This window comes from Staphylococcus debuckii, assembly GCF_003718735.1.
GTDB classification, from domain to species: Bacteria; Bacillota; Bacilli; order Staphylococcales; family Staphylococcaceae; genus Staphylococcus; species Staphylococcus debuckii.
Genome location: NZ_CP033460.1, coordinates 1,705,225 through 1,727,825, shown reverse-complemented (window position 1 = coordinate 1,727,825; position 22,601 = coordinate 1,705,225). Strand labels below are relative to the sequence as shown.

The following is a 22,601-nucleotide window of genomic DNA, read 5'->3' as shown; positions in this document are numbered from 1 at the left end:
GTACTTTATTATTGGATTTCCCCTAGAGGTTTTTTGATATCAGGACCATCTTTGGAAATCGCTCCAATTGCAGCTTCTAGTCCTGTTACAATACTACTTAAGGCCATAGAAGGTTTATCAGGCTTATCTACAACTTGCTCTGGTATGAACGGAACATGTATAAAGCCGAATAGCATTTCAGGATATTGTGTAGCTTGCAGGTATCCGAGTTGATAAAGAATATGATTACATACAAATGTACCTGCAGTGTTGGATAGTGAAGCTGGGACACCTGCATCTTTAATTGACTGCGTCATTTTTTTGACAGGTAAATTTGAAAAGTAAGCAGGTGCACCATCTGATTGAATAGGGATATCGATAGGTTGATTATTTTCATTATCAGGAATACGTGCATCATCGATATTAATACCTACGCGTTCAGGCGTTAAATGATAACGTCCGCCGGCTTGGCCGATTGCTAGCACTGCATCGTACGTATTTTCTTTTAATATTTCAGCAATCTTATCTGAAGATTTATGGAAAACAGTAGGGATTTCTAATTTAGTAATTTCGTGATGAGCGATTTTTTCAGGTAATAATTTGACCGCTTCTAAAGCTGGATTTGTGGCTTCTCCACCAAAAGGATCAAAAGCTGTAACTAAAATTTTCATAGTGATTTCATCTCCATTCAGTAGATTGTTTATTCAATGAGTGACTTCAGCGTTTGGGCTTATAAGGGCAATCTTCTAAATGAGCATCATATAACCCAGCGGCTTCTAAAAAGGAAAACATCGTTACAGGACCCATAAACTTAAAGCCGTATTTTTTCAAATCCTTAGACATTTGTTTCGCACGCTCGTCTACCGTAATACGGTCGGCAGGCGTTTTATAATGTAAATCAATAGGTTGAAAATCTACATATGACCATAAGAACTTGCTAAAACTGCCGTGTATTTTTTCTATCTCTAGATATCCTTGAGCTTGACTCACAATAGCTTCTATTTTTTTGCGATAATGGACAATCCCTGGAAATTCCATCAGTAGATCGATATCTTCTTCCGTCATTGAGGCGATTTTTTCCGGCTCAAAATGGTAGAAAGCTTCTCTGTATGCTTCTCTCTTTTTTAAAATAGTCAGCCAAGAAAGTCCTGCATGCTGAGATTCTAAAGCCATTAATTCAAAAAGTTTTCTGCTGTCGTGAAGCGGTTGTCCCCACTCGTTATTATGATACTCTAGATAAATTGGATCAGTTGTTCCAAAGGCGCAATCTGACATATTTTTATACCACCTCATTGACTTATTTTGTAGTTCTATTATACTATAAATAAGTAAGTGAATAATACAAATCGGGAAGAGTACACAGTCTTTCATTTTTGAAGAGAGTACATGGTTGGTGAGAATGTATAATGAAACTGTTGAAGGTAGCCCGCTTGGATCTTTATTTGAACCTAAGTAGGATAAAGCGTAATTGAGCGTTAATCAATATAAGTGCTTCATAGTAGATGCTATGTTGAATTTAGGTGGTACCACGGAACATCCGTCCTATGTTTAGGAACGGGTGTTTTTATTTTTAAGGAGGAAATTCAATGGAAATGAAACCAAAATACAATCCGACTGAAGTAGAAGCCGGACGTTATCAAGAATGGGTTGAAAAAGGCTATTTCAGACCCAGCGGTGATAAATCAAAAGAAACTTATACAATTGTTATTCCGCCTCCGAATGTAACTGGTAAATTGCATTTAGGACATGCTTGGGATACAACTTTACAAGATATTCTGACTAGAATGAAACGTATGCAAGGATACGATACATTATATTTACCAGGTATGGACCATGCTGGTATTGCGACTCAAGCAAAAGTAGAAGCAAAATTAAATGAACAAGGTATCTCACGTCACGATATCGGCCGTGAGAAATTCCTTGAAGAAGTGTGGAGTTGGAAAGATGAGTATGCATCTTTCATTCGTCAACAATGGGCGAAATTAGGTTTAGGTTTAGATTATGACCGAGAACGTTTTACTTTGGATGATGGATTGAGTAAAGCGGTTAGAAAAGTCTTTGTAGATATGTATAACAAAGGACTGATTTACCGCGGTGAACGTATCATCAACTGGGATCCGGAAGCGCGTACTGCTTTATCTGATATTGAAGTGGTGCATGAAGACGTAGAAGGTAAATTCTATCACTTCAAATATCCGTATGCGGATGGAGAAGGTTATATTGAAATTGCGACTACACGTCCTGAAACAATGCTTGGCGATACAGCTATCGTAGTTAATCCTAATGACGAACGATACAAAGACGTTATCGGCAAAAAAGTTATCTTACCGATTGTAAATCGCGAATTACCAATTCTTGCAGACGAATACGTAGATGTTGAATTCGGTAGTGGTGCGATGAAAGTAACACCTGCTCATGATCCTAATGACTTTGAAATCGGTCAAAGACACGATTTAGAATCAATTATTGTTATGGATGAAGAAGGTAAAATGAACGATAAAGCAGGTAAATATGAAGGTATGGACCGCTTCGAATGCCGTACTCAACTTGTCGAAGACTTAAAAGCGCAAGATTTAGTCATTAAAATAGAAGATCATGTGCATGCAGTTGGTCATTCTGAAAGAACTGGCGCAGTAGTTGAACCTTATTTATCTACACAATGGTTTGTTAATATGGAACCTTTAGCTAAACAAGCTTTAGATAATCAAAAAACAGATAATCGTATTAATTTTGTTCCAGAACGTTTTGAACATACCTTCAATCAATGGATGGAAAATATCCGAGACTGGACAATTTCACGTCAATTGTGGTGGGGTCACCAAATTCCAGCTTGGTATCATAAAGAAACTGGAGAAATTTATGTAGGAGAAACAGAACCAGAAGATGCAGAAAACTGGGTGCAAGATGAAGATGTCTTAGATACTTGGTTCTCTAGCGGATTATGGCCGTTCTCAACATTAGGCTGGCCTGACGTTGAATCTGAAGATTATCAACGCTATTACCCAACTAACGCGCTCGTAACTGGATACGATATTATTTTCTTCTGGGTAGCGCGTATGATTTTCCAAGGACTTGAATTTACAGGTGAACGTCCATTTGATGATGTGTTATTGCATGGTTTAGTTCGTGCTGAAGATGGTCGTAAGATGAGTAAGTCATTGGGCAATGGTGTGGATCCAATGGATGTTATCAATGAGTATGGCGCAGATAGCTTAAGATATTTCTTAGCAACAGGATCGTCACCAGGTCATGATTTGCGTTATTCAACTGAAAAAGTGGAATCAGTATGGAACTTTATCAATAAAATTTGGAATGCTGCAAGATTCAGTATTATGAATATTGGCGAAGAATTCAAATTTGAAGATATCGATTTAACTCATAATTTATCTTTAGCAGATAAATGGATTTTGACACGCTTAAATGAAACAGTTAAAACAGTTACTGATTTAAGTGATCGCTATGAGTTTGGTGAAGTAGGACGTGCATTATACAACTTTATCTGGGATGAATTCTGTGATTGGTATATTGAAATGAGTAAAATACCAATGAATGGCGAAGATGAAGCACAAAAACAAGTTACACGCTCAGTCTTAAGCTATGTGCTAGATCGCACAATGCGTATGCTTCATCCATATATGCCATTTGTTACTGAAGAGATTTGGCAAAATCTTCCACATGTGGGAGAAACAATTGTGACAAGTGCATGGCCAGAAGTAGAAGAGGAATTCATGTTTGAAGAAAGTAAACAAGCGATGCAATATGTGGTTGAAATCATTAAAGCTGTTAGACAAGCACGTTCAGAAGTGAATACACCACTATCTAAAGCAATTCCTATCTATATCAAAACAAAAGATGCTGAGATTACAAAAATGTTAAATGAAAATCAACATTACCTTGAAAGATTCGGTCATCCAAGTGAGCTTGTAATTTCAACTGATATCGAAACACCTGATAAAGCTATGACTTCTGTAGTGGGTGCAGGAGAAGTTATTTTACCTCTAGAAGGTTTAATTGATATGGATAAAGAAATTGCACGTTTGGAAAAAGAACTTGATAAATGGCAAAGTGAATTAGACCGTGTAGACAAAAAGTTGTCTAATGAAAACTTTGTTAATAAAGCTCCAGAAAAAATCATCAATGAAGAAAAAGCTAAAAAGCTAGATTATCAAGAAAAATACGATAGCGTAAAAGCTAGAATTGAACAATTAAAAGCATAGGAGTCCTGATTATGAATTACCTAGACAGCTTATATTGGATACATGAGAGAGATAAATTCGGTATTAAACCAGGTACTAAACGTATGGAATGGATGTTGCATCGTTTAGGACACCCTGAAAATAATATCAATGGTATCCATGTAGGGGGAACAAATGGCAAAGGTTCAACAGTTGCTTATTTGCGCTCAGCCTTAGTTGAGAATGGTTATGATGTCGGTACTTTCACTTCACCATATATCGAAACCTTTAATGAACGTATTAGTTTAAATGGTGAACCCGTCAGCAATGACGTTATTGTAGAATTAGTATCGCGTGTCAAGCCAATAAGTGAGGAATTAGAAGCAGAAACAGAATATGGTACTGCTACTGAATTTGAAATCATTACCACTATGATGTTTTTATACTTTGGAGAAATCAGACCAGTGGATTTCGTTGTAATAGAAGCAGGTTTAGGAATTAAAAATGATTCTACAAATGTATTTTCACCGATTATGTCTATTATTACTAGCATTGGTTTAGACCATACGGATTTATTAGGATCAACTTATGCCGATATTGCAAAAAACAAGGGCGATATCATTAAACATCATGTACCTTTTGTTTATGCTGTGAAAAATGAAGATGCCTTAAAGTATTTCCGTGAATATGCAGAAAAACAAGATGCACCAGCATTTGAACTAGATCGAGATATTTCTATCGTTTCTGAAGATGATGAATTTATCTATAGATTTAAAGATTATGAACTTGAAAATATCGCATTAGAGATGTTGGGTGAACATCAAAAAGAAAATGCGGCACTTGCTATTACTGCACTTATCATTTTGTTTGAGCAAGGGCAAATAGAACTAGATTTCAATAAAATGATTAATGCAATGGAAAAGGTAAGTTGGACAGGCAGAATTGAGAGAGTCAAAGAAGAACCTTTGATGGTAATAGATGGAGCGCATAATAATGAGAGTGTAGCAGCATTGGTGCATACAATAAAAAATTATTATGACAAAGACAATGTAGATATTTTATTTTCAGCAGTTAGCGGTAAACCGATAGCACATATGCTGGAGAAATTAAAAACGATTTCTAATCATGTCTATATTACTGATTTTGATTTCCATAGAGCTAAGCCTAAAGAAGAAATTGCTGCAGAAGCGGAAACATTCACACCAGAACTTATCGACGATTATGTTGACTTTGTAGAAAATTATCAAGGCAATGCTTTGATAATTACAGGCAGTCTTTACTTTATCAGTGAAGTAAAAGCTAAAATAGATTTCAATAAATAAAATAAGAGTTGGAGTATAAATATGTTTTGTGCTCCAACTTTTTTATGTATAATTACTTTGAATTTTAATGCTAAATGCACGTAGAAAATGCGAATTTTAGAGATGTTTAATTCATATTTTAAAAATATGATAAAGTAATAAAAATAATTGATTGTTTGCTTGGATGGCGCTATAATATTTGCATGACACTAACAGAAGGGGGCAGATAGTATTTGTCCATCACTATTTTAAGTTGCTATTGTATTATTTTAGAAAGCTTTCTTTTGCAATTTTGTCACGTTAAACAGTTAAACTTTACTTATTTAGTACGTCGTTCAAAATGTGATAGTTGTAAACATGTTCTTAATTTTTACGATTTAGTACCTATCATTAGTTTTTTGTGGTTGCGTGGCAGATGTCGATATTGTAATCGTAAAATTCCGCTCATTCATTTTACAGGTGAACTTCTAGCTTGGATTCCAATACCTCTGATATCCTTTCAATTTATCCACTTAAAAGCAAGCTTATTTATAGCCATTTATCTTTTTTTGTTAGCGGCTACACTGTACGATTATCAAACTTTTTCAATACCGATTCACTTTCTAATTGTTTTTGTAATAATTGTTTTAGCTTTATCCAATCACATTTTTTATAATCAAATTCCAATTATCTTCTTATTGCATTTATTATATTTAATCTCTCGCAGTTCCATAGGTTATGGTGATATTGCAATATTTTCTCTTCTTGCTTTAGTAATACCATTTCCATTATTCCTCTATATATTTTGCTGCACATTTATTTTTGCAGGTTTTTTAGCAATCATTTTAATATCTATAACAAAAATGAAAATCGCTAAAATTCCGCTTATTCCATTTATTTTTCTAGCTTTTTTATTCACCTCAATTTTCCACACTTACTTAATTCAATATTTTTACGTTTAGGAGATAAATTTAAATGATGATTAAACAATTACCAGATAATGATAAACCACGAGAAAAGCTCATTGCGAAAGGTGCAATAAATTTAGCAGACTCAGAATTACTTGCGATACTCATCAACACCGGCAGAAAAGGTCATTCTAGTTTAGAAGTGGCGCAAGATTTAATTAAATTAGCACATAGCTTGCGTGAATTAAAGTCTTTTTCGTTGAATGATTTAACCAAGGTAAAGGGGATTGGTTTAAATAAGGCTGTGATTCTGAAAGCTGCTTTTGAATTAGGGGAACGCATGCACGTTCCGGACATAGAGGAAAAAATTAAGATATCATCTCCACAAGATGCTGCAGATTATTTTCTAGCAAGAATGATGCATCTGACGCACGAGCAATTTGAAGTTCTATTTTTAAATTCGAAAAATATAGTAATTCGGCATGAAGTTATATTTGTAGGCACTTTGAATTCTTCTATTGTGCATCTTCGAGAAGTATTCAAGGCGGCGATCAAATGGTCAAGCAATGCTATTATCGTGGTGCATAATCACCCTTCAGGAGATGTTACACCGTCTAAGGAAGATATAGCAACTACCAAGAGATTGCAAGAATGCGGCAGAGTATTAGGTATTGAACTGCTAGATCACATTATTATCGGCGATGCTAAATATTTAAGTATGGTAGAGGGAGGATATTTGGAAAATTAAAAAAACCTAATCACTTTTATATTTGTAATCAGGTTTAATAGTTGGATATATTTTATTTTCATTAAAGCGGGTGGCTTTGTAGATATTGCATAATCCAAAGGACACCCTGATAAGCTAAATATATAATTAATACAAGTATGCCAGCTTTAATTAGAAATCTTAAGATAGATAATCCGACTCTGAATAATAAGCCTACCAGTAATACTAATAAAATTAATGATAAAATTGTCATCGTGGCCACTCCTTTTATATTATAGTAGCGTATTTTATTTTTATATACATCAGTCCTAAGTCATAACTATATTATCATTCTGTAGGCCGATGTATAAATGAAGGATATACTCTAATATATACATATAATAACAGTGGGCGGTGTAGAAGATGCGATTTATACTTAATTTAATAAAAAATATCATCGCTGTAGCAGGTATTATTGTTATTGTGTTTTTTGCTTTGAAATATGCGCCGTTTCTTAAAGAACAAGACTGGAATCCTGTCGGCAATAAAGGAGTCCATTCATCATATAATACCGAGAGTGTTCCTGTAGATGAATTTAAACCTGGCCAACATTATGCAATCGAAGAAAATGACTTGTTAAATAACATGCCTGCCAGTCAAACTAAAAATATTTTTAATATGATTAATAAAAAAGAATTCATGCATGTAAGTGACTTGAGTCGTATGGGCTATAATGATAAATATTTAATTGGTCAACGTGGCAATCAATTTATTATGTACCGCTTCGGTTCAGATAAAATCAGAGTATATGCCACTGAAATAGAATTGTTTCAAGACTTAAATGCCATGCAGCAAAATATCGAAATGAAACCTATTAACTCCTATTAATCTTTCTTCTAATAATAAAGTGATAATCTTGAAAAAGAAAAATGATTACGTTAACCTATGGTTGAATTAATTATAGAGAGGGTTGATTAATTATGAGTAAGCAAAATAATGGAAAGAATGCTGACGAACAATCAAAAGCTCAAAAATTATTCGAGCAATGGAGAAAAGAAGAAACACTTTATAAAGAAGATGAAAAAGAAAACGATAACGATAACAATAATGAGAAAGCAAGCAAATAGAGTCGATATTGAATCCATTAAATGCGGCTTTTGAAATTTTATTTAATAGCATATTATTGAAAGTGTATCGGCAAATTTTAGTGAATTTCTTTTGTCGATACACTTTTTTGTTAAGTAAATATAAATATGAGGGGTAAGTACTTTAATTACTAGGTGTAGTAATATAAAATAAATTGTGATACGAAATTTCGAGGTAATAGAGGTGTTCGGGTTGTCCAATTTTTTTAAAAATAACAAGTTGATTGTTATTTTCTGTTCCCTGATTCTATTTATAGCATTAATAGGGTTATCGATCAGATCACATCATCAATCTTCAGTGGAACAATTTGTAGGAGATTCTATATCTGTTCCACAACGTGCAATAGCCTATCCAATACATATCGTTACAGGTTCAATTAACGGCTTATTCGATGGGGGAAGTTCTAAAAAAGATGCAAATAAAATCAAACAACTAGAAGCGGAAAATCAACGTTTAAAATCGGAGAACAGTGATTTTAGAAAAGAATTAAAAGTTAAAGATATTTCAAAATATAATCCAATCAGTTCTACTGTCATTGCAAGAAACCCTGATCAATGGATGAATAAAGTCATTATCGATAAAGGGAAAAAAGACGATATAAAAAATAATATGGCAGTTATCACTTCTGAAGGATTAGTAGGCCGTATTGCTAAGGTTAATCAGTTCTCTTCACAAGTGGATTTATTATCAACTAATTCTAGATCAGGAAAAATTTCTGTTAATATCCAACATAAATCAAACAAAGTTTTCGGTTTAATTAATCATTATGATCGTAAAACAAATGAATTAGTTATTAGCGATATTGATAATAAAGATAAAATCAGTAAAGGGGATAAAGTAGTTACTAGCGGATTGGCTAATCAACTGCCAAGTGATTTATACATCGGGGAGGTTACCAAAGTAAATAATGATGAATACGGACTTGCTAAAGAAGTGCGTGTGAAAACTGCTGCAGATTTGAGTGATTTAGACCATGTATATGTAGCGAAGAGAGATCCTAAAACTTTGACGGATGAAAGCGGTGAGCAATAATGCGCGCATTCAGCTATTTTTTATTTGGTGCAGTTCTATTCTACATTGACTCACTTATTGCTTTGATTATTCCTATGCATATAGGTAATAAAGAAATCATTTTCGTTCCTCATCTTTTATTGATGTATCTTTTGATTTTAACTATATATAAGAAACCAAGTATCGCGATTACTCTCGCTATTATCTTTGGGCTTACAACTGATTTATACTATGGAACTATTTATGGTTTAAATACATTTGGATATGTACTGTTTGTAGTTCTAATGAATTATTTTTTCAAAGTATATTACAGAGATCATGCTATGGTCTTCTTAGGAGTATGGATATTTACCATCATTTTTGAAATTTATACAGCATTGATATACGGATTATTAGGACTTATCCAGTTTAGTTTCATGGAATTTATTTTATTCAGATTAGTACCGACTGCATTACTTAATCTGATATTGTTAGTAATTTTATTTGCAGTAACGAGAAAACTTATCAAAAAATTAACTTCACTAATTGACACGAAGGCATAAGGATGGTAAGCTTTAGCAGTTGAGTAGTTTATAGCTACATACAACCGCTCAAATATAGGTTTAAGTATATTGAAGAATATCACCTATATATGGCGTGACTTATTATATAGGAGGTGCAAAGTATGTTTGCTATTATCGAAACAGGCGGTAAACAAATTAAAGTAGAAGAAGGTCAAGAAATCTTCGTTGAGAAATTAGACGTAAATGAAGGCGACGCTTTTACTTTTGACAAAGTATTATTTGTAGGTGGAGACTCTGTAAAAGTTGGTGCTCCTACAGTAGAAGGTGCTACTGTATCTGCTACAGTTAATAAACAAGGTCACGGTAAAAAAATTACTGTATTTACTTACAGACGTCGTAAAGACTCTAAACGTAAAAAAGGCCATCGTCAACCATACACTAAATTAACAATTGACAAAATCAACGCTTAATAATGATTAATATTGATATATCGTTAAATAATGATGGTCAGGTTACAGATGTCATCATGGATGGCCATGCTGAACATGGCGAGTATGGTCATGATATTGTCTGTGCTGGAGCCTCAGCAGTTCTGTTTGGAAGTGTTAATGCTATCATGGGATTAACATCTGAAAGACCTGATATTGACTACGATGATGATGGAGGATATTTCCATTATAGAAGTGTTCATGTTAACGATGACAAAGCACAATTAATCTTACAAGCAATGCTCGTATCACTTCAAACTATTGAAGAAGAGTATCACGATAATATAAAATTAAATTATAAGTGAGGTGTACTCAGATGTTAAAATTAAACTTGCAATTCTTCGCATCTAAAAAAGGGGTAAGTTCTACAAAAAACGGACGTGACTCTGAATCTAAACGTCTTGGCGCTAAACGTGCTGACGGTCAATTCGTAACAGGCGGTTCAATTTTATTCCGTCAACGCGGAACTAAAATTTACGCTGGTGAAAATGTAGGTCGCGGCGGTGACGATACATTATTCGCTAAAATCGACGGCGTTGTTAAATTCGAACGCAAAGGCCGTGACAAAAAACAAGTTTCAGTTTACGCTGTAGCTGAGTAATTTTTGTTAACGTAACACCAGAAGTCATACTTCTGGTGTTTTATTTTTGTCTTTATTTCTCTCAAGACTCGAAAAATGATATAATAATCAAGATATTTCAAACGTAAATTAATAAAAAAGAGGTGAGAAACATGTTTGTCGATCAAGTCAAAATATTATTAAAAGCTGGAGACGGTGGAAATGGAATTACAGCTTACAGAAGAGAAAAATATGTTCCATTTGGAGGACCAGCAGGTGGAGATGGCGGTCGCGGCGCTTCTGTAATATTTGAAGTGGATGAAGGACTACGTACATTACTAGACTTCAGATATCAACGTCAATTCAAAGCGAAACGCGGCGAAGGTGGCCAAGGCAGTAATATGCATGGCAGAAATGCTGAAGATTTAATACTTAAAGTACCACCAGGCACATTGATTAAAGATGCTGAAACAGAAGAGGTTTTGGCAGATTTAGTAGAAGATGGCCAGCAAGCAGTAGTGGCTAAAGGCGGACGTGGCGGACGTGGTAATTCTCGTTTTGCTACTCCACGAAATCCTGCACCTGATTTCAGTGAAAATGGTGAACCAGGTGAAGAAATAGAAGTAACTTTAGAATTGAAATTATTAGCTGATGTAGGTTTAGTTGGTTTCCCAAGTGTGGGTAAATCCACATTGCTTTCTGTAGTGTCAAAAGCAAAACCTAAAATCGGCGCTTATCATTTTACAACAATCAAACCTAATTTAGGTGTTGTTTCCACACCTGATGGTAGAAGTTTCGTATTAGCAGATTTGCCAGGGTTAATTGAAGGTGCTTCTGAAGGTGTCGGATTAGGACATCAGTTCTTGCGACACGTCGAAAGAACGAAAGTAATTGTGCATGTTATTGATATGAGCGGTTCTGAAGGCAGAGATCCATTAGAGGATTATAAAACAATTAATAAAGAATTATCATCTTATGGTCAACGATTAGAAGAACGTCCGCAAATTGTTGTTGCGAATAAGATGGATTTACCAGATGCTGAAGATAATTTAGAATTATTTAAAGAAGAAGTGGGTGAAGATGTCGAAATCATTCCTATTTCTGCATACACTAAAGAAAATATAGATCAGTTGCTTTATGCAATTGCTGATAAATTAGATGAATACAAAGATGTCGACTTCACTAAAGAAGATGATGAGGCACTTGGTGTTAACAGAGTATTATACAAACACACACCTTCACAAGATACTTTCACAATCACGCGTGATGATGATGCAGCTTATGTTGTAAGCGGTAAAGCGATTGAACGTATGTTCAAGATGACTGACTTCAATAGCGATCCGGCTGTTAGAAGATTTGCACGTCAAATGCGTTCAATGGGCATTGATGATGCGCTTAGAGAACGTGGCGCTAAAAATGGTGATATTGTAAGAATACTTGGCGGAGAGTTTGAATTTGTGGAATAGAGGTGTCTAAGTGAACGAGAAAAATGTTAAAAAGTTCTATTTGATACGAGAGGATGTTTTGCCAGAGTCAGTAATCAAGACTTTGCAAATTAAGGATGCCTTAAAAGAAAATCCTGAACTCTCAATTTATGAAGCTGTCAGAGAATACGGACTGTCTCGTAGTGCTTTTTATAAATATAAAGATACTATTTTTCCCTTAGATGAAAAAGTAGAAGAAACTAAAGAGTTTACGATTATACTTTATGTTCATGATAAAGTAGGCATGTTAGCTCAAGTTTTAAATACGATATCGCAAATTCATATGTCAGTACTTACGATTCATCAAAGTATTCCCATGGAAGATAAAGCTACTATTACATTATCAATTAATACTGCAGGGAGTCCTACTTCAATTGAAGATGTGATTTTTGCGCTGCGTAATATAGACAATGTATATAAAGTAGAAATAATAAGTATGTCGATGTAAGGAAGTGACCACGTGTACGCATATATAAAAGGTAAACTATCACAGTTGTTCCCAACGCATGTTGTTGTTGAAACTAATGGCATAGGTTATGAAATACAAACACCTAATTCATATCGTTTCCAGCAGTATTACCAACAGGAAGTAACTATTTTCACTTCTTTAATAGTGAGAGAAGACGCACAACTGTTATACGGCTTTATGAGTGAAGAAGAGAAAGAAATGTTTTTAAGTTTAAATAAAGTAACAGGTATTGGTCCTAAATCTGCTTTAGCAATTCTTGCTGCTAGTACACCTAATGAAGTAAAAATCGGGATTGAAAATGAAAATGAAGCTTATCTGACAAAGTTTCCAGGAATCGGCAAGAAAACTGCACGTCAAATTATTTTGGATTTAAAAGGTAAAGTGCAAATCACCGAAGAAAGTCCTGACACTTTACTGAACTTTGATAACACGCAAAGTAATAATGCATCACCAGTTCTTGAAGAAGCACTGCTTGCATTAGAAGCTCTAGGTTACTCTAAACGAGAGTTGAATAAAGTAGAGAAAAAGTTGCAAGCTGAAACATATCATTCAGTGGATGAAGCGGTAAAAGCAGGTTTAAAAATACTTGTATCATAATATGATGAAATGGAGGGGACACAATGGATGATAGAATGGTAGATCAATCGTTGCATGAAGATGAATCATCGTTTGAATTATCATTAAGACCCCATCTTCTTAGACAATATATTGGCCAAGCTTCAATTAAATCTAATTTAGAAGTGTTTATTAAAGCTGCCAAATTGAGAGAAGAACCTCTCGATCATGTGCTGTTATTTGGACCTCCAGGTTTAGGTAAGACCACTTTATCGAATATTATCGCTAATGAAATGGGCGTAAACATTCGGACGGTTACGGGCCCAGCTATTGAACGTCCAGGAGATTTAGCTGCAATTTTGTCTGGATTGCAACCGGGGGATGTATTATTTATCGATGAAATACATCGTCTCAGCAGCGTAGTTGAAGAAGTACTTTACCCAGCTATGGAAGATTTCTATTTAGATATTGTCATCGGCAAAGGTGAAGAAGCGAGAAGCATCCGCATTGACTTGCCGCCATTTACTTTAGTAGGCGCAACTACGAGAGCTGGTAGTCTGACTGGGCCGCTTCGAGATCGTTTCGGTGTACACTTGCGCTTAGAATACTATAAAGAATCTGAGTTGAAAGATATTATTATTCGTACAGCTGAAGTACTCAATACAGAAATTGATGAGGAAAGTGCTATAGAATTAGCTAAAAGAAGTCGCGGAACACCACGTATTGCAAATCGACTGTTGAAACGAGTGAGAGATTTTCAACAAGTTAACGAAGATGACAAGATTTATATAGAAACAACCAAACGCGCGCTGCAGTTACTGCAAGTGGATGATTACGGATTAGATTATATTGACCATAAAATGATGAGTTGTATTATCAATCAATATAATGGCGGCCCCGTCGGTTTGGATACCATTGCCGTTTCTATAGGAGAAGAACGTATTACGATTGAAGATGTCTATGAACCTTTTTTAATACAAAAAGGTTTCTTAGAGCGTACACCTAGAGGCCGTAAAGCTACACCACTAGCATATGACCATTTCAGTGCAGAGTATGGAAAGAGGGACAATTTTGAACATTGAAGAATTTGATTATGATTTGCCAGAAGAACTGATTGCACAAACGCCTTTAAAAGATAGAGATACAAGTCGTTTACTTGTGTTGAATAAAGAAAACGGTGAATTAGAACATCGTCACTTTAAAGATATCATTGAATATATTAATGCAGGCGATACTTTAGTCTTAAATGATACAAAAGTCATGCCTGCTCGATTATTTGGAGTGAAACAAGAAACAAAAGCGAAAGTAGAAATGCTGATGTTGACTCAAATCGAAGGTGATGACTGGGAAGTATTGTTAAAGCCTGCGAAACGCATAAAAGTCGGTCAAAAGTTATCTTTCGGTGAAGGTAAAATCGAAGCTTTGTGTATCAAAGAATTAGACCAAGGTGGAAGAATTATGCGTCTTTCATATGATGGTATTTTGCAAGAACGCTTGGACGAACTTGGCGAAATGCCATTACCGCCATATATTAAAGAACGGTTAGAAGACCAAGACAGATATCAAACTGTTTACGCGAAAGCAACTGGTTCAGCTGCAGCTCCTACAGCAGGGTTACATTTCACAGATGAATTACTAGATGAACTCAAAGCTAAAGGCGTGCAACTTGCTTTCATCACTTTACATGTAGGTTTAGGTACCTTCAGACCCGTGAGTGTCGATAATATTGATGATCATGAAATGCATAGCGAATACTATCAAATGACTCAAGAGACAGCTGATTTGTTGAATCAAACTAAAGAAAATGGAAAGCGAATTATTTCTGTGGGTACTACTTCTACTCGAACATTGGAAACGATTCGTCGTGATTATGATAAATTTGAAGCAGCTAGCGGATGGACTGATATTTTTATTTATCCCGGCTTTGAATTTAAAGCAATTGACGGGTTGATTACTAATTTCCATTTGCCGAAGTCAACTTTAGTGATGTTGGTCTCTGCTTTCAGTTCAAGACAGTATATCTTAAATGCTTACCGAACAGCAGTAGAAATGAAATATCGTTTCTTCAGTTTCGGTGATGCAATGTTAATTATTTAAGGGAGTTGAAAACAGGTTATGCCTGCAGTAACATATGAACATATTAAAACGTGTAAGCAATCGGGAGCAAGATTAGGTATTGTACACACACCTCATGGTTCTTTCGAAACACCTATGTTTATGCCAGTTGGTACGAAAGCAACTGTAAAGACTATGAGTCCAGAAGAATTGCATGATATTAATGCAAAAATTATTTTAGGGAACACTTATCACTTATGGTTGCAACCTGGGAACGAATTAATCAAACGTGCAGGCGGTCTGCATCGTTTTATGAATTGGGATGGACCGATTTTAACGGATTCCGGCGGCTTCCAAGTCTTTAGTTTAAGTAATTTAAGAAAAATTACAGAAGAGGGCGTTTATTTCAGACATCATAAAAATGGTTCGAAATTATTTTTAAGTCCAGAGAAATCAATGGAAATACAAAATGATTTAGGTTCAGATATTATGATGGCATTTGATGAGTGCCCGCCTATGCCAGCTGAGTATAAATATGTTAAAGATTCGATTGAAAGAACAACAAGATGGGCAGAACGTTGTTTAAAAGCACACGCTCGTCCTGAAGACCAAGCTTTATTCGGCATTATTCAAGGCGGAGAATATAAAGATTTACGTCAGCAAAGTGCTGAAGAATTGGTCAAATTAGATTTTCCTGGTTACGCTATCGGCGGCTTATCCGTAGGCGAGCCGAAGCCTGTTATGTATGATATGGTTAAACATACAGAGCAATTTATGCCGAAAGATAAGCCGCGTTATTTAATGGGCGTCGGTTCACCAGATGCATTAATTGAATGTAGTATCCGTGGTATGGATATGTTCGACTGTGTTTTGCCGACTCGTATTGCACGTAATGGTACATGTATGACTTCAGAAGGACGTGTCGTTATTAAGAATGCGAAGTATGCTGACGATTTAGGTCCACTTGACCCTAATTGCGATTGCTATACTTGTCGTAATTATTCACGTGCCTATTTGAGACATCTGATTAAAGCCGAAGAAACTTTCGGTATACGTCTTACTACTTACCATAATTTGTATTTTCTGTTAAAATTAATGGAGGATATCAGACAGGCCATTAGGGAAGATCGTCTTTTAGATTTTAAAGAGGAATTCTTTGAGCAATATGGATTGAATGTGGAAAATCCTAAAAACTTTTAAAGGAGTAATTTTTGTGAATTTAACTGGTCTTATTTTACCTATAGCATTATTAGCACTTATGTGGTTCTTTATGATCCGACCACAACAAAAACGTCAAAAAGAACACCGTGAAATGATTAATCGTTTAGAAGCGGGTCAACACGTCACTACAATTGGTGGTATCAAAGGTGTTGTACGTTCTTTAGATGAAACTTCAGTCGTAATTTCAGTCAATGATAAAGGAACTCAATTAACTTTTGAGAAACCTGCAATCAAACAAGTTAATCCAGACTAAATAATTAAACAATATTCAAGCGTATAGGTTCCAATGTTAAGGGTAGCTCTATACATAATATTGAAATAACACCTTCTAATTATCACTTAAATCAAGATGATTAGAAGGTGTTTCTTTTGTAAGAAATATTACTATTTCGTTGCGATTTTGAAACATTGTTTTAAATTAAAATAATTGCGTGTATAATGTAGCATTGGTACACGATTTAACTGTGATTTAAATATTATAAACTTTTCGTAAGGTATTGTTATTTTGAAATCTCGATTGTTTGGGACTTATTTTAATTTAATCATGGTTTTTGAAAGACGTATGCAGATATAGTAAACTTGTGTGGTTCATTTAAATACTGCAATCCAAAGAGAAACAAGCCTTTCAACTTGTTTTGACTTGCAGTAAGTTTGAATTATCGAGTATGCTATTTACATAAGTAAATAATGAGGTGTTCATGTGAAGAAAAACAGTAGAATAATTGCATTCTTACTGTTGGTTGTTTTGCTTTTTGCAGGTATGGCAGCAACCTACAAGAGTGTAGTTAAAGACGTCCGTTTAGGGTTGGACCTTCAAGGTGGCTTTGAGGTATTATACCAAGTCAATCCACTGGAGAAAGGTGAGAAAATTGACGATAAAGCTGTTCAAGCAACAGCAAAAACATTAGAAAACAGGGTCAATGTGCTTGGGGTTTCCGAACCTAAAATTCAAGTTGAGAATAATAACCGGATTCGTGTTCAATTAGCCGGTGTTAAAAATCAAAATGAAGCACGAGACATCCTATCTTCTCAAGCCAATTTAACAATTCGTGATTCTGATGATCATGTTAAATTGACAGGTAAAGATTTAGTACAAGGTTCTGCAAAACAAGAGTTCAAGCAAAATACGAACCAACCTGCCGTTACTTTTAAATTAAAAGACAGCAAAAAATTCAAAAAAGTAACAGAAGAAATTTCCAAACGCAAAGATAATGTTATGGTAGTTTGGTTAGACTATGAAAAAGGCGACAGTTATCAAAAAGAAAAAGACAAAAAAGATCCGAAATATGTTTCAGCAGCTTCTGTTGACCAACCAATCAACTCAGATAGTGTAGAAATTTCAGGTGGATTCAATGGTGAAAAAGGCGTTCAAAAAGCTAAACAAATAGCAGATTTATTGAACTCAGGTTCACTTCCAGTTCACCTAAAAGAAATGTATTCTAACTCTGTCGGAGCTCAATTTGGTCAAGATGCGCTTGATAAAACAATCTTTGGTTCTTTATTAGGTGTCGGCGTTATTTACTTATTCATGGTCGGCTTCTATAGATTACCTGGTATTATCGCAGTGATTACATTAACAACATATATTTATATCACACTTGTAGCCTTCAACTTTATCCATGGTGTGTTAACGTTGCCTGGTTTGGCCGCATTAGTGTTAGGTGTAGGTATGGCTGTGGATGCCAACATTATTATGTATGAACGGATTAAAGATGAATTGAGGATTGGTCGAACCCTCAAACAAGCATTCCATAAGGCGAATAAAAGTTCCTTTATCACTATTTTGGATGCCAACTTGACTACAGTACTAGCCGCTGCAGTGCTATTCTTCTTTGGTGAAAGTGCTGTAAAAGGGTTTGCGACGATGTTACTACTAGCAATATTAATGAGTTTCGTGACAGCAGTATTCTTAACACGAATCTTATTATCATTACTCGTACAATCTAATTACTTCAAAAACAGCTTCTGGTTATTTGGTGTTAACAAGAAAGATAGACATAATATCAACGAGGGTATTGACGTTTATCAATTGAAAACGCCTTATGATCATTGGAACTTTATGAAACTTGCTAAACCTTTATTCTGGTTCAGTGGTATCGTGATTTTAGCCGGTGTAGTGATTCTCTTTATCTTTAAATTGAATTTAGGTATCGACTTTACAAGTGGTACGCGTGTCGATATGAAGGCAGATCATAAAATCACACAACAAAGTGTAACGAATACTTTAGATAAAGCGGGTATGAAGCCAGACCAAGTAGCATTATCTGGAAACAATGACAGTGCTTCAGTACAGTTTAAACATGACTTAAGCAAAAATGAAGTTGCTAAAGTAAAATCAACTATCAATGATAAATTCGGTAGTGATCCAACAGTAAATACTGTTTCGCCGGTCATTGGACAAGAAATTGCGAAAAATGCGCTGTTATCACTCATCTATGCTTCAATCGGTATGATTATTTACATCTCATTACGATTTGAATGGCGTATGGGACTATCTTCAATCATTTCATTGTTACATGATGCCTTTATGATTGTAGCTGTCTTCAGCTTATTCAGAATCGAAGTAGATGTAACATTTATTGCAGCAGTTCTGACAATTATCGGTTATTCCATTAACGATACGATTGTTACCTTCGATAGGGTTCGTGAAAACTTAAGTAAAATTAAAGTCATTACGAAACCGGAACAAATCGATAATATTGTCAACCATTCTATTAGACAAACACTGACAAGATCGATTAACACAGTATTAACAGTAGTAATCGTAGTAGTAGCATTATTAATCTTTGGTGCATCAAGTATCTTTAACTTTGCACTCGCGCTATTAATCGGCTTAATTTCAGGGGTGTTCTCATCTATCTTTATCGCTGTTCCTTTATGGGGCATGATGAAGAAACATCAATTGAAAAAAACGCCTGATCATAGATTAGTTGTTCATCGTGAAAAACGCAGTAATGATGAAAAAATACTCGTATAATTAATTTGAAGAGGGACTAGGACATTCATTTGTTCTAGCCCCTTTTCTGTTTAAAAAATGTTAAGATAGAGAAGTTACTTTTTATTTAAATAGTTCTTTTGTATAATGACATGTGGAAAAGAGGGAAGCCGGTTTATGATTAAAGCAAAATTCAAATGGGATTTAAAACAGAATTCAAAAGAAATTTCTGAACAAGTCGTCTCAGAAATGAAAATAACATCAATTGTACAGAAGATTTTAGAAAGCAAAAATATAATTGAAAAAGAAGATATTGAAGCGGTACTGCAAAAATCTACAATCCATCATGATCCTTATGAAATGAGTGATATGAAAAAAGCTATAGATCGGATTAACACAGCTATTGATAATCAAGAACGTATATTAGTATATGGAGATTATGATGCTGATGGCGTGACCTCAACTTCAATTTTAGTTTCAACTCTTCAAGAGTTAGGTGCTGAAGTCGGTTGGTATATTCCTAATCGATTTACAGAAGGATACGGCCCTAATGAAGCCGCATTTAAAAATGCATATGATGAAGGCGTTAATTTAATTATTACCGTAGATAACGGAATACAAGGTCATAAAGAAATTAAAGCGGCCCAAGAATTAGGCATGGATGTCATTCTGACAGATCATCATGAAATTGGTGAAACACTACCAGAAGCTTTTGCAATCGTCCACCCGATGCATCCTGAATTTGATTATCCTTTTAAATATTTAAGCGGAGCGGGTGTAGCATTAAAAATAGCGCAAGCATTATTGGATCATCCTTCATCCTACTATACGGTTTTAGCAGCTATCGGAACAGTCGCTGATTTAGTTTCTTTAACAGATGAGAACCGTGCTATTGTACAAAGCGGATTAGATATATTAAATCAGACAGAATTTCCTTCTATTCAAGCATTGCTTAATAATGCTGGATATAAAGACACTATCACTGAAGAAACAATAGGATTTGTGATTGGTCCACGATTAAATGCAGTTGGAAGATTGGATGATGCAAGTTTAGCCGCTGAATTGTTGATGTCTGAGAATCCAGAAGATGCAGAATTTCTAGCTGAGCAAGTTGAACATTTTAATCAAGAACGTAAAGATATTGTGAAAGAAATTTCAGACGAAGCTTTATTAATGGCAGCAAAACAAGTTGAGAAAGGTAATCAATTCTTAGTATTAGCACAAGAAAATTGGCACGAAGGTGTCTTGGGTATTGCAGCTTCTAAAGTGGTAGAAACTTATGGCCTGCCTACAATTATATTAAACATTGATACCGCTCAAAATTTTGCTAAAGGTTCAGCAAGAAGTATCGAACAAGTCTCTATGTATGATATTTTAGATAAAGAGCGTGAGCTTATTAGCAAATTCGGGGGTCATCACATGGCGGCCGGTATGACGTTGCCTATCGAAAATATTGAGCAGTTAAGTGAGGCTTTAAATCGTCATATGTTTGAAATATCACGTACTGAAGATATTTCTCCGCATAAGACTGTGGATTTAGTATTAGATGAAAATGATATTACAGTAAAAAATATTCGCGACATTCAAAAGTTGAGACCCTTTGGTACAGATTTCACAAGTCCGCTTTTCCAGCTTAACGATATTAAAATCTTGCAAGCGAAAGGAATCGGCCAAGAAGGCAAGCATTTAAAAATGACGCTTGGTAATTCCAAACTACAGAGTCTATATTGGCAGCACGGCGATTATGCAAGCCAAATTGAACCTAATCAACCTATTAATATGATTGGAACATTGCAAATTAATGAATGGAATGGTAATCAATCTCCTCAGTTTATGGTTCAAGATATGGCATCTGAAACGTTGCAAATATTAGATTTCAGAGGGAAAGCCAGACAGCAGTTAAAGCCCCATGACAATATTCCTGTTGCTGAAATTGTGAATAAAAAGACTGAAAAAGAGCATGAACATCAATATTTTTATGGTGATATTATTGAAAATGAATATGAACGCTATATTTTTAAAGAGTTACCTTTAACCATTACAGCGATGGAAAATACATTGGCTTCTATACCGCAAAGTCAGATTATACTAGAACTCAACCATCGAAATTCCATTTATTTTGATGGCATGCCGGATTTAAATAAATTCAAGAAGTGCTATAAAGCGCTGCTTTCTAAAAATAATGTGAATTTAAAACAAGATGGAATGCAACTATGCGAATACTTGAATGTAAAGCCAAATGTGCTTATTTTTATGCTTAAAGTCTTTAATGAATTGGATTTCATTGAGGATAATAATGGTATAATAACAGTGAACAAGGATGTAGAAAAGAAAGAAATTACTTCTAGTCGGCTCTATCAAGCAAGAATGAATCGAATAGACGTAGAGAAGTTTTTGCTTTATGATGATTTTTCAAAAGTGAAATTATGGATAAAAGATCAGCTAGCAAAGTGATTTAGGAGGAAATAGATAAAATGGATTTAAAACAGTATGTTTCAGAAGTACAAGATTGGCCGAAAGAGGGCGTCGATTTTAAAGATATCACAACAATAATGGATAATGGCAAAGCATATGGATATGCAACAGATCAAATTGTAGAATTCGCGCGAGAAAAAGAAGTGGATATTGTTGTGGGACCTGAAGCGCGCGGTTTTATTATCGGCTGTCCAGTGGCTTACTCTATGGGAATCGGTTTTGCTCCAGTCAGAAAAGAAGGTAAATTGCCTCGTGAAGTCATTCGTTACGAATATGATTTAGAGTATGGTACAAATGTACTTACTATGCACAGAGATGCTATTAAACCAGGTCAACGCGTATTGATTACTGATGATTTGTTAGCGACTGGCGGAACAATTGAAGCTACAATTAAACTTGTTGAAGAATTAGGCGGGATTGTAGTAGGTATCGCATTTATTATTGAATTAAAATACTTGCACGGTATTGATAAACTAAATGGTTATGATGTCTTAAGCTTAATTTCTTATGATGAGTAATTAAATAATAGATGAGAGAAAATAAATCGTTTGCTGATTCTGCAGTAAACGGTTTATTTATATTGATTTGCATTCCTCTAAGTATCTAATTAAAATTGTAAGTAAACTTCTTAAGCTAAAAAGTTGAATGTAGA

24 protein-coding genes, 1 pseudogene and 2 other annotated features are annotated in these 22,601 nt (G+C 34.9%); of the genes and pseudogenes, 21 read left to right on the top strand and 4 right to left on the bottom strand.

The features are described 5' to 3' along the window. Positions 1-8: 8 nt before the first annotated feature. Together pcp and CNQ82_RS08160 are read right to left on the bottom strand one after the other, a co-directional pair. Positions 9-650: a pyroglutamyl-peptidase I gene (gene pcp / locus CNQ82_RS08165; RefSeq protein ID WP_123144873.1), complete on the bottom strand. Its 642-nt coding sequence runs from the start codon at positions 648-650 to the stop codon at positions 9-11. 46 nt (positions 651-696) lie between these two features. Further along, positions 697-1,254: a DNA-3-methyladenine glycosylase I gene (locus CNQ82_RS08160; RefSeq protein WP_123144872.1), complete on the bottom strand. Its 558-nt coding sequence runs from the start codon at positions 1,252-1,254 to the stop codon at positions 697-699. Positions 1,255-1,312: 58 nt separating this feature from the next. Beyond that, positions 1,313-1,527 (top strand) — a binding site (T-box leader). Between the two features lie 38 nt (positions 1,528-1,565). Between CNQ82_RS08160 and CNQ82_RS08155 the strand changes: the two genes are divergently transcribed. The 3 genes and pseudogenes from CNQ82_RS08155 to CNQ82_RS13465 form a co-directional block, all read left to right on the top strand. After that, a complete protein-coding gene (locus CNQ82_RS08155; protein WP_123144871.1) occupies positions 1,566-4,196 on the top strand; it encodes a valine--tRNA ligase in 2,631 nt (876 codons plus the stop codon). Positions 4,197-4,207: 11 nt separating this feature from the next. Then, complete coding sequence (locus tag CNQ82_RS08150) at positions 4,208-5,476, top strand: bifunctional folylpolyglutamate synthase/dihydrofolate synthase (protein WP_123144870.1); 1,269 nt, start codon at positions 4,208-4,210, stop codon at positions 5,474-5,476. A gap of 212 nt (positions 5,477-5,688) precedes the next feature. Continuing rightward, positions 5,689-5,940: pseudogene (locus CNQ82_RS13465) on the top strand (prepilin peptidase); the annotation flags it as partial. Positions 5,941-6,230: 290 nt separating this feature from the next. Here the strand turns inward: CNQ82_RS13465 and CNQ82_RS13405 are convergent. Continuing rightward, positions 6,231-6,353, bottom strand: a complete 123-nt coding sequence (locus tag CNQ82_RS13405) for a hypothetical protein (protein WP_276308789.1) — start codon at positions 6,351-6,353, stop codon at positions 6,231-6,233. A gap of 56 nt (positions 6,354-6,409) precedes the next feature. Between CNQ82_RS13405 and radC the strand changes: the two genes are divergently transcribed. Then, on the top strand, positions 6,410-7,090 hold the full coding sequence (radC, locus tag CNQ82_RS08140) for a RadC family protein (RefSeq protein ID WP_123144868.1): 681 nt from the start codon (positions 6,410-6,412) through the stop codon (positions 7,088-7,090). A gap of 61 nt (positions 7,091-7,151) precedes the next feature. On the opposite strand, the gene CNQ82_RS13300 is transcribed toward radC, so the two are convergent. Further along, complete coding sequence (locus CNQ82_RS13300; RefSeq protein WP_095104859.1) at positions 7,152-7,322, bottom strand: hypothetical protein; 171 nt, start codon at positions 7,320-7,322, stop codon at positions 7,152-7,154. 149 nt (positions 7,323-7,471) lie between these two features. On the opposite strand from CNQ82_RS13300, the gene CNQ82_RS08135 reads away from it, so the two are divergent. From CNQ82_RS08135 to CNQ82_RS08060, 17 genes are all read left to right on the top strand, one after another. After that, positions 7,472-7,936 carry a DUF4930 family protein gene (locus CNQ82_RS08135; protein ID WP_123144867.1) on the top strand — a complete coding sequence of 155 codons (465 nt, stop codon included), beginning with the start codon at positions 7,472-7,474 and terminating at the stop codon, positions 7,934-7,936. Positions 7,937-8,028: 92 nt separating this feature from the next. Then, entirely contained in the window at positions 8,029-8,175 is a 147-nt protein-coding gene (locus tag CNQ82_RS13145) for a hypothetical protein (RefSeq protein WP_164711957.1), read from the top strand. A 211-nt stretch (positions 8,176-8,386) separates the two neighbouring features. Then, entirely contained in the window at positions 8,387-9,226 is an 840-nt protein-coding gene (gene mreC / locus CNQ82_RS08130; RefSeq protein ID WP_123144866.1) for a rod shape-determining protein MreC, read from the top strand. Further along, positions 9,226-9,747, top strand: a complete 522-nt coding sequence (gene mreD, locus CNQ82_RS08125; RefSeq protein ID WP_123144865.1) for a rod shape-determining protein MreD — start codon at positions 9,226-9,228, stop codon at positions 9,745-9,747. Before mreC ends, mreD begins: the two co-directional genes overlap by 1 nt. A gap of 32 nt (positions 9,748-9,779) precedes the next feature. After that, positions 9,780-9,857: a sequence feature (ribosomal protein L21 leader region), on the top strand. Between the two features lie 12 nt (positions 9,858-9,869). Continuing rightward, positions 9,870-10,178 carry a 50S ribosomal protein L21 gene (rplU, locus tag CNQ82_RS08120; protein WP_123144864.1) on the top strand — a complete coding sequence of 103 codons (309 nt, stop codon included), beginning with the start codon at positions 9,870-9,872 and terminating at the stop codon, positions 10,176-10,178. Between the two features lie 2 nt (positions 10,179-10,180). Next, complete coding sequence (locus CNQ82_RS08115) at positions 10,181-10,501, top strand: ribosomal-processing cysteine protease Prp (RefSeq protein WP_123144863.1); 321 nt, start codon at positions 10,181-10,183, stop codon at positions 10,499-10,501. A gap of 11 nt (positions 10,502-10,512) precedes the next feature. After that, complete coding sequence (gene rpmA, locus CNQ82_RS08110) at positions 10,513-10,797, top strand: 50S ribosomal protein L27 (RefSeq protein WP_015900503.1); 285 nt, start codon at positions 10,513-10,515, stop codon at positions 10,795-10,797. Between the two features lie 131 nt (positions 10,798-10,928). Further along, on the top strand, positions 10,929-12,221 hold the full coding sequence (gene obgE, locus CNQ82_RS08105; RefSeq protein ID WP_123144862.1) for a GTPase ObgE: 1,293 nt from the start codon (positions 10,929-10,931) through the stop codon (positions 12,219-12,221). 10 nt (positions 12,222-12,231) lie between these two features. Then, positions 12,232-12,687 carry an ACT domain-containing protein gene (locus tag CNQ82_RS08100; RefSeq protein WP_123144861.1) on the top strand — a complete coding sequence of 152 codons (456 nt, stop codon included), beginning with the start codon at positions 12,232-12,234 and terminating at the stop codon, positions 12,685-12,687. Between the two features lie 12 nt (positions 12,688-12,699). Continuing rightward, complete coding sequence (gene ruvA, locus CNQ82_RS08095; RefSeq protein WP_123144860.1) at positions 12,700-13,305, top strand: Holliday junction branch migration protein RuvA; 606 nt, start codon at positions 12,700-12,702, stop codon at positions 13,303-13,305. Positions 13,306-13,328: 23 nt separating this feature from the next. Continuing rightward, positions 13,329-14,345 (top strand): Holliday junction branch migration DNA helicase RuvB, encoded by a 1,017-nt coding sequence (gene ruvB / locus CNQ82_RS08090; RefSeq protein ID WP_095104877.1) that lies wholly within the window; start codon positions 13,329-13,331, stop codon positions 14,343-14,345. Beyond that, entirely contained in the window at positions 14,335-15,360 is a 1,026-nt protein-coding gene (gene queA / locus CNQ82_RS08085; protein ID WP_123144859.1) for a tRNA preQ1(34) S-adenosylmethionine ribosyltransferase-isomerase QueA, read from the top strand. The genes ruvB and queA overlap by 11 nt, the downstream gene beginning before the upstream one ends. An 18-nt stretch (positions 15,361-15,378) precedes the next feature. Next, complete coding sequence (gene tgt / locus CNQ82_RS08080) at positions 15,379-16,518, top strand: tRNA guanosine(34) transglycosylase Tgt (protein ID WP_095104881.1); 1,140 nt, start codon at positions 15,379-15,381, stop codon at positions 16,516-16,518. Positions 16,519-16,531: 13 nt separating this feature from the next. Beyond that, entirely contained in the window at positions 16,532-16,792 is a 261-nt protein-coding gene (gene yajC, locus CNQ82_RS08075) for a preprotein translocase subunit YajC (RefSeq protein WP_082080543.1), read from the top strand. 447 nt (positions 16,793-17,239) lie between these two features. Beyond that, positions 17,240-19,516: a protein translocase subunit SecDF gene (gene secDF / locus CNQ82_RS08070; RefSeq protein ID WP_123144858.1), complete on the top strand. Its 2,277-nt coding sequence runs from the start codon at positions 17,240-17,242 to the stop codon at positions 19,514-19,516. 135 nt (positions 19,517-19,651) lie between these two features. Beyond that, complete coding sequence (gene recJ, locus CNQ82_RS08065) at positions 19,652-21,928, top strand: single-stranded-DNA-specific exonuclease RecJ (protein WP_123144857.1); 2,277 nt, start codon at positions 19,652-19,654, stop codon at positions 21,926-21,928. A gap of 20 nt (positions 21,929-21,948) precedes the next feature. After that, a complete protein-coding gene (locus CNQ82_RS08060; protein WP_123144856.1) occupies positions 21,949-22,467 on the top strand; it encodes an adenine phosphoribosyltransferase in 519 nt (172 codons plus the stop codon). Positions 22,468-22,601: the final 134 nt, after the last annotated feature.